This window comes from Mesorhizobium sp. M4B.F.Ca.ET.089.01.1.1 (assembly GCF_004022605.1).
GTDB classification, from domain to species: Bacteria; Pseudomonadota; Alphaproteobacteria; order Rhizobiales; family Rhizobiaceae; genus Mesorhizobium; species Mesorhizobium abyssinicae.
Window position 1 is genome coordinate 21,010 of record NZ_RZOS01000028.1, and the last position, 7,420, is coordinate 28,429.

8 protein-coding genes are annotated in these 7,420 nt (G+C 61.6%); all 8 read left to right on the forward strand.

The features are described 5' to 3' along the window. Positions 1–98: 98 nt before the first annotated feature. From EN780_RS05070 to trbF, 8 genes are read left to right on the forward strand one after another with little or no spacing between them, the layout of a single operon-like run. On the forward strand, positions 99–512 hold the full coding sequence (locus EN780_RS05070; protein ID WP_095488561.1) for a CopG family transcriptional regulator: 414 nt from the start codon (positions 99–101) through the stop codon (positions 510–512). Next, on the forward strand, positions 509–1,477 hold the full coding sequence (trbB, locus tag EN780_RS05075; RefSeq protein WP_024502850.1) for a P-type conjugative transfer ATPase TrbB: 969 nt from the start codon (positions 509–511) through the stop codon (positions 1,475–1,477). Before EN780_RS05070 ends, trbB begins: the two co-directional genes overlap by 4 nt. Positions 1,478–1,489: 12 nt before the next feature. Then, positions 1,490–1,798: a TrbC/VirB2 family protein gene (locus EN780_RS05080; protein WP_126057781.1), complete on the forward strand. Its 309-nt coding sequence runs from the start codon at positions 1,490–1,492 to the stop codon at positions 1,796–1,798. Continuing rightward, positions 1,798–2,070, forward strand: a complete 273-nt coding sequence (locus EN780_RS05085; RefSeq protein WP_024502852.1) for a VirB3 family type IV secretion system protein — start codon at positions 1,798–1,800, stop codon at positions 2,068–2,070. The genes EN780_RS05080 and EN780_RS05085 overlap by 1 nt, the downstream gene beginning before the upstream one ends. Beyond that, positions 2,064–4,514, forward strand: coding sequence for a conjugal transfer protein TrbE (gene trbE, locus EN780_RS05090; RefSeq protein ID WP_126057782.1), 2,451 nt, complete (start codon positions 2,064–2,066; stop codon positions 4,512–4,514). Before EN780_RS05085 ends, trbE begins: the two co-directional genes overlap by 7 nt. After that, positions 4,511–5,236, forward strand: coding sequence for a P-type conjugative transfer protein TrbJ (trbJ, locus tag EN780_RS05095; RefSeq protein ID WP_024502854.1), 726 nt, complete (start codon positions 4,511–4,513; stop codon positions 5,234–5,236). The genes trbE and trbJ overlap by 4 nt, the downstream gene beginning before the upstream one ends. Before the next feature lie 33 nt (positions 5,237–5,269). Further along, positions 5,270–6,592, forward strand: a complete 1,323-nt coding sequence (trbL, locus tag EN780_RS05100; protein WP_126057783.1) for a P-type conjugative transfer protein TrbL — start codon at positions 5,270–5,272, stop codon at positions 6,590–6,592. After that, positions 6,593–7,324: a conjugal transfer protein TrbF gene (gene trbF, locus EN780_RS05105; RefSeq protein ID WP_126063930.1), complete on the forward strand. Its 732-nt coding sequence runs from the start codon at positions 6,593–6,595 to the stop codon at positions 7,322–7,324. It begins immediately after the preceding gene. Positions 7,325–7,420: the final 96 nt, after the last annotated feature.

The window sequence follows — 7,420 nt, forward strand, 5'->3', positions numbered from 1 at the left end:
GCGCACCTCAGCGTAGATAACGGCCATAAGCAATTTTGAGCGTCTGGCCGATGCTTCTCCCGTCGCCGGCGCAACGCCGGGCCGTCGGAACGAGCCGCATGAAGCCGCACCGCATTCGCCATCAGTTTCTGCTTGAGCCGGAGCTCAGCGAGAAACTGGACAACCTCAGTCGCGATCCGTCAACGACCAAATCAGCGATCGTGGCGAAGGCGATCGAGGCGTTCATCGAGCGGCGTGGCGAGAGCGAGTTCGATCGGCGCTACGGCGTAAGGCTTGACCGGCTCTCCCGCGATCTTGCCCACGTCAGGCGCGATTCCGAGGTGATCCTGGAGAGCCTGGCGCTCTTCATCCGCTTTTCGATCACCCTTCACGCCCACACGCCGGTCCCGGATCGGGCAACGCAGGCTATTGCCCAAGAGCGTTTCGAGAAATTCGTTGAGAAGGTCGGCCGCCAGATCGCTTCCGGCAAAAAGTCGCTTAGCAAAGACAATGGTGGGGGAGGGGAAGGATGAGCTCTCATCCCGAGGCCGACCACCGGCGGCGTGTCATGCTGCGCACCGCCATGGGTCCGGCAATCACCGAAGCCCTGGCCGATCCGTCCGTCATCGAGGTGATGGTCAATCCCGACGGCGCGCTGCGACTCGACCGGTTAGGCGAAGGTCGGGTCGATACCGACGTTCACATGCACCCGTCCGAGGCAGAACGTATCATCCGCCTGGTTGCTTCGCACGTGCGCGCCGAGGCGCACGCCGACAACCCGATCGTCAGTGCCGAATTGCCGTCTGGCGAACGCTTCGAAGGCCTGCTGCCACCTGTGGTGTTGGCGCCATGTTTTGCCATCCGCAAGCCCGCCGCGAAAGTCTACACCCTGGCCGACTATGTTGCCGAACGCATCATGCTGCCGCTGCAGGCCGATGCGCTGAAAAAGGCCGTCCGCGAGCGGCGCAACATGCTGATCGCCGGCGGCACTTCCTCGGGGAAGACAACACTCGCCAACGCTCTGCTGGCTGAAGTCGCCGAATGCGACGATCGGGTGATCCTGATCGAGGACACACGCGAACTGCAGTGCGCGGCCAGGGACTGCGTTGCCCTGAGAACAAGGCGGGGCTCGGTCACCCTTGCCGATCTCGTGCGCTCGACGCTGAGGCTCAGGCCGGACCGCATCATCGTGGGCGAGGTGAGGGGCGCGGAAGCGCTCGACATGCTGAAGGCATGGAACACCGGGCACCCAGGCGGCATCGCTACCGTACACGCCAATTCCGCGCGCTCGGCTCTCTATCGCATTGAGCAACTCGCCCAGGAAGCGGTGGTCACCGTTCCCCGCCGGCTCATCGCTGAGGCGATAGATCTGATCGTCTTCATAGCGGGACGCGGCTCGTCGCGCCACATCGACGCAATCGCCGAGGTCACCGGTCTCGACGGCAGCGGCGATTACGCCGTTGCCCCGCTCACGCTTTCGCAACTCCAGCAGCTTTGAAAGGCCTTCCTCATGCGCAAGAAGCTTCGCTTTCTTTCGTCCACAGCGCTCGCGTTTCTTAACACGGCCCCGGTTTATGCCGCCGGCTCCGGCATGCCGTGGGAGCAGCCGCTGCAGCAGATCCTGGAGTCCGTGCAGGGACCGGTCGCCAAGATCGTTGCGGTGATCATCATTATCACCACCGGCCTGACGCTTGCCTTCGGCGACACCGCCGGTGGTTTTCGGCGCCTGATTCAGATCGTCTTCGGTCTGTCAATCGCCTTCGCGGCATCGAGCTTCTTCCTCTCCTTCTTCTCCTTCGGTGGTGGGGCGCTCGTCTGATGGCCGCCGGGGAGCAGCATATCGAGGGCTTCGCAGTACCGGTCCACCGGGCGCTGACCGAGCCGATCCTGCTCGGCGGGGCTCCGCGCGCGGTGGCGATCCTCAACGGTACAGTGGCCGCGGCCATTGGCTTCGGCTTGCAGCAATGGATTGCTGGTCTGGTGCTTTGGATCGCAGGCCACTCGTTAGCGGTGTTTGCCGCAAGACGCGATCCGGACTTCGCCAGCGTGCTTGTGCGCCACCTACGTCTGAAGGGGTGGCTTGCATGCTGAACCTTTCGGAATATCGAAGCAAAGCCGACCGGCTTGCCGACCATCTACCCTGGGCTGCCTTGGTGGCGCCCGGCATCGTGCTCAACAAGGACGGCAGCTTTCAGCGGACGTTGCGGTTCCGCGGCCCGGATCTCGAAAGTGCGACGGAGGCTGAACTCGTCGGCATTTGCGCCCGGGCGAACAATGCTCTCAGACGCCTTGGCTCTGGCTGGGCATTGTTCTTTGAGGCCGAGCGCACAGAAGCGCTGGGCTATCCGAACTCGCATTTTCCTGACGCCGCGTCGTGGCTGGTCGACGAAGAACGCCGCGCTGCTTTCGAGGGGAAGGTAGCGCACTACGAGAGCCGCTATCATCTGACCTTGGTGTTTATGCCACCGCCGGACGCCCAGGCGCGCGCAGAAAGCGCGCTCGTCGACTCTCATTATTCCCGAGGAGAAAGAGACTGGCGCCAGGATCTGGCGAGGTTCCGTGACGAGACCAACCGCGTGCTCGATCTCTTCTCGGGTTTCATGTCCGAAGTACGCGTCCTCGATGATGCTCAGACGTTGACCTACCTCCACGGCACGATTTCGCCTCGTCGCCATCCTATCATGGCCCCGGAAACGCCGATATATCTGGATGCAATCCTGGTCGATGCGCCGCTTACCGGTGGCCTGGAGCCGATGCTGGGTGAGCAGCATCTTCGCACACTGACCATCCTCGGCTTTCCGAACCTCACCCGGCCCGGAATCCTCGATACCCTCAATCATCAGGATTTCGCCTATCGCTGGATGACGCGCTTCATTCCGCTCGAGAAAACGGAAGCCACGAAGACGCTGACGCGATTGCGCCGGCAGTGGTTTGCCAAGCGCAAATCGATCGTGGCAATCCTACGCGAGGTCATTACCAACGAGCCGGTCCCGCTTGTCGATAACGATGCCGACAACAAGGCGCTCGATGCCGACGAAGCCCTTCAGGCATTGGGCGGTGATCATGTGAGTTTCGGCTATCTCACCACCACCGTGACGGTGTGGGGCGAGGATCGCCAAGCCGCTGCAGAGAAGCTTCGCGCGGTCGAGCGCATCATCAATGGGCTCGGCTTCACCACGATCCGAGAAGGCGTCAATGCGGTCGAGGCTTGGCTCGGCTCATTGCCTGGCCATGTCTACGCTAACGTTCGCCAACCGCTCGTTCATACATTGAACCTTGCCCATCTCATGCCGCTGTCGTCGGTTTGGGCCGGTCCTGCGACAAACGAGCATCTCGCGAAAGTCACCCAAACCGAAGCGCCACCGCTTTTCGTTGCCGAGACCAGTGGGTCGACACCGTTTCGGCTTTCCACCCACGTCGAAGATGTCGGCCACATGCTGGTTGTTGGTCCGACCGGCGCCGGCAAGTCGGTTCTGCTTGCTCTGATTGCTCTGCAGTTCAGGCGCTATGCCGGCGCCCAGGTTTATGTCTTCGACAAAGGCAATTCGGCCCGTGCTGCAACACTTGCCATGGGTGGAGAACACCACGCGCTAGGAGCGGACGGTTCCCTTGCCTTTCAGCCACTGCGCAGCATCAACGACCAGGCTAGCCGAAGCTGGGCGGCCGAATGGATCGCCAGCCTTGTTGCCCACGAGAACGTCACCGTCACGCCGGAGGTGAAGGAGGCTATTTGGTCAGCGCTGGCCAGCCTTGCCACCGCGCCGGCGCAGGAACGCACACTGACCGGTCTTTCGGTCCTGCTTCAATCCAATGCGCTGAAGACCGCATTGATGCCCTACACGCTCGACGGTCCCTTCGGCCGCCTGCTCGATGCCGATCATGATGGGCTGGCCTTGTCGGATGTGCAGTGTTTCGAGACCGAGGAGTTAATGCACAGCCAAGGCGCTTTGCTGCCGGTGCTTACCTATCTGTTCCAGCGACTTGAGGAACGGTTCGACGGACGGCCCACGCTGATCATGCTCGACGAGGCGTGGGTCTATCTCGACAATCCGCTGTTCGCCGCCCGCATCCGCGAATGGCTGAAGGTGCTGCGAAAGAAGAACGTGTCGGTTGTCTTCGCTACGCAGTCGCTGGCTGATATCGCGGGCTCTGGCATAGCGCCGGCAATCATCGAAAGCTGCCCGCAGCGCATTTTCCTTCCCAATGATCGTGCCGTGGAACCCCAGGCGCGCACAGCCTACGAGCGCTTCGGTTTAAGCGAGCGGCAGATCGAATTGATCGCCCGCGCCACGCCGAAGCGTCAGTATTATCTGCAATCGCGCCGCGGCAACCGTCTGTTCGAGCTCGAGCTTGGCCCCATCGCTCTTGCGCTTTGCGGTGCTTCCGATCCGGCCACGCAGACTCTGATCGACAGGATCATGTCCGAAGACGGGCAAGGCAGCTTTGCCTCGCAGTTCCTGATCGCGCGCGGCCTCGATTGGGCCGGCGAACTTCTCAAGCAATTCCCTCAACCAGACAAGGAGCAATTCTCATGATGCGGCGACGCCTTCTCTCCGGCCTGATCACCGTTTCCCTGATCGCCAAGCCTATGGCCGACTATGTGCAGCCCGCGTACGCCCTTATCGTGTTCGATCCGTCCAATTATGCGCAGAACGTGCTGACGGCCGCGCGCGCATTGGAGCAGATCAACAACCAAATCCAGTCGCTGCAGAATCAGGCGACCATGCTGCAGAACATGGCGCGCAATCTTCAGCGTCTGGATTTCTCTTCCGTTGGCCAACTCACCGGTTCGCTCCATCGCATCGACGGCTTGATGGACCAGGCGAGTGGCCTCAGCTTTGATCTGGGCAAGCTTCAAGACCAGTGGCGCAGCCAATATCCGGAAAGCTACGACGCCACGATCAAAGTCAGCGATGTGGCGAGTGCTGCGCGGGAGCGTTGGCAAACCGCCATGCAGGCGTTCCGCCAGACCATGGGTGTCCAGTCGCAAATCGTCGAGAACGTCCGCGCCGACGGCGATCTGCTCGCCGATCTCGTCAACCGCAGCCAAGGGGCGGCCGGTGCGCTTCAGGCAAGCCAGGCCACCAACCAGCTGATGGCGCTTTCGACAAAACAGCAGATGCAGATCCAGACGCTGCTCGCAACGCAGTTTCGAGCTGAGGCCGAGGATGCCGCCCGCAAGGCCCAGTCAGACGAAGCCGCCCGCGAGATGACGAAGCGGTTCTTGGGTACCGGCTCGGCTTATCCCGGCAATTAATCACGAGTTCATCACGACGAGAAAGGCAGCGGCATGAACGACCTTGGCGTCATCGATCGCTTCATGGAGACCTTCATCCGCTACATCGACAGCGGGTTCGGTCTGCTATCGGGCGACCTCGCCTTCCTCACTACCATTCTGATCGGCATTGACATCACACTTGCCGGCCTGGCGTGGGCGCTCGGCGACGAAACCAGCGTTCTCGGCCGGCTTGTCCGCAAGGTGCTCTATGTTGGCGTCTTCGCCTTCATTCTGAACAATTTCAAGAACCTCGCCGATATCGTTTATCGTTCTTTTGCCGGTCTCGGGATTAAGGCGTCGGCCGGCAATCTGTCGGCAGACAATCTCTTGCGCCCGGGCCGCATTGCCGCGACCGGTTTCGAAGGTGCTTGGCCAATGCTTGACCAAGCCAGTCAGCTCCTGGGCTTCCCGGAAATCTTCGGCAACGCACTGACCATCTTCGTGCTGCTGATGGCCTGGTTCCTGGTTATCATCGCCTTCTTCATCCTTTCCATCCAGCTTTTCATCACCATCCTAGAGTTCAAGCTCACCACGCTGGCAGGTTTTGTTTTGGTTCCATTCGCACTTTGGAACCGTTCAGCGTTCCTGGCCGAACGCGTGCTCGGCCATGTTATCTCGTCAGGCATCAAGGTGATGGTGCTCGCCGTCATTGTCGGTATCGGCTCCACGCTCTTCGGGGAGTTCGCTTCCGCATTGCAAGGCAAGGAGCCGGATCTTGCCGGTGCCATGTCCCAGGTACTGGGCGCACTGGCACTGCTTGGCCTTGGCATTTTTGGGCCGGGGATCGCGTCGGGTCTTGTCTCAGGCGCACCGCAGCTTGGGGCGGGCGCCGCCCTCGGCACGACCGCGGCGGCAGCGGGTGTATCACTCGTTGCTGGAGGCACAGCATTTGCTGGCGCGCGTATGGCAACCAGCGGCGGTCTCGCCGCCATCCGAGCCGGCACAACAATGGGATCGGCTGCTTCCACGTCATGGCAGATCGGGCGCGCAACCTCGCCCGACGCTGGCCTCTCCGGTGTGGCTGCTGGAATGCATGGTGTAACCAGTGCAGCTGGCGGCGCCGCTATACGCATAGCGCGATCCGCCACTGCAAGTGTTGGGCGCAACGCCGATGCCGGGCGCGATGCCGCGTGGACCGCGACCGGCGGCGCGCCGACAGCGTCAATGACCGAACGCTCTGCCGGTTCGGCCACTGTTTCGGCGCCGACGTGGGCAAGGCGCCTACGTTCTGAACAGACCGCCCGGGCAAATCGCCACGCTGCCATGCAAGCTGTCCGAGACGGAGACCGGCCGGGAGGCAGCGCCAACCCCTCTCTCAACGACAAGGATGACTAGATGCTCTTCAAGCGACCCGTGCACCGTTACGGCAAAACACCCGAACCGGTCACGCCGTATCAAAAAGCCGCCCAACTGTGGGACGAGCGCATCGGCTCATCTCGACTGCAGGCCAGGAACTGGCGGATCATGGCCCTTGGCTGCCTGGCCTTGGCGACCGGGCTTTCCGGCGGACTCGTATGGCAGTCGATGCAAAGCCGTGTCGTGCCTTATGTCGTCGAGGTCGATGGCTTCGGCGAGACGCGCGCCGTCGCGCCGGCGGTCCGGAATTATGAGCCCTCGGATGCTCAGATCGCCTGGCATCTCGGCCGCTTCATCCAGAATGTCCGTTCCGTTTCCACCGATCCGGTTTTGGTTCGGCAGAACTGGTTGGCAGCGTACGACTTTGCTAGCGATCGCGCAGCGCTCTTCCTCAACGAATACGCCAAGGCGAACGACCCCTTCGGTCAGATCGGAACGCGCAGTGTTTCGGTACAGGTCACCAGCGTGGTCAGAGCCTCCGAAAGTTCATTCCAGGTCAAATGGACCGAGCAGGTGTTTGAGCGCGGAAGCCTTGCCAGCACGATGCGCTGGACTGCGATCCTCACGATCGTGATCCGCTCGCCAAGCAATACGGATCAGCTGCGCAAGAATCCGCTCGGCGTCTTCATCAATGCCATTGACTGGTCACGCGAGCTCGACAGCGCCGTCCCAGCCCCCCTTTCTCCGACGGAGTCCACCAATGAAAGGTAAAATGTCACCGATTCGTGCCGTGCTGATCCTATCGGTGTCGGCAGCGGTCGTTTCCGCTTGTGCATCGAAGAAGGTGCCGCCGCCTGAGATTTCCTA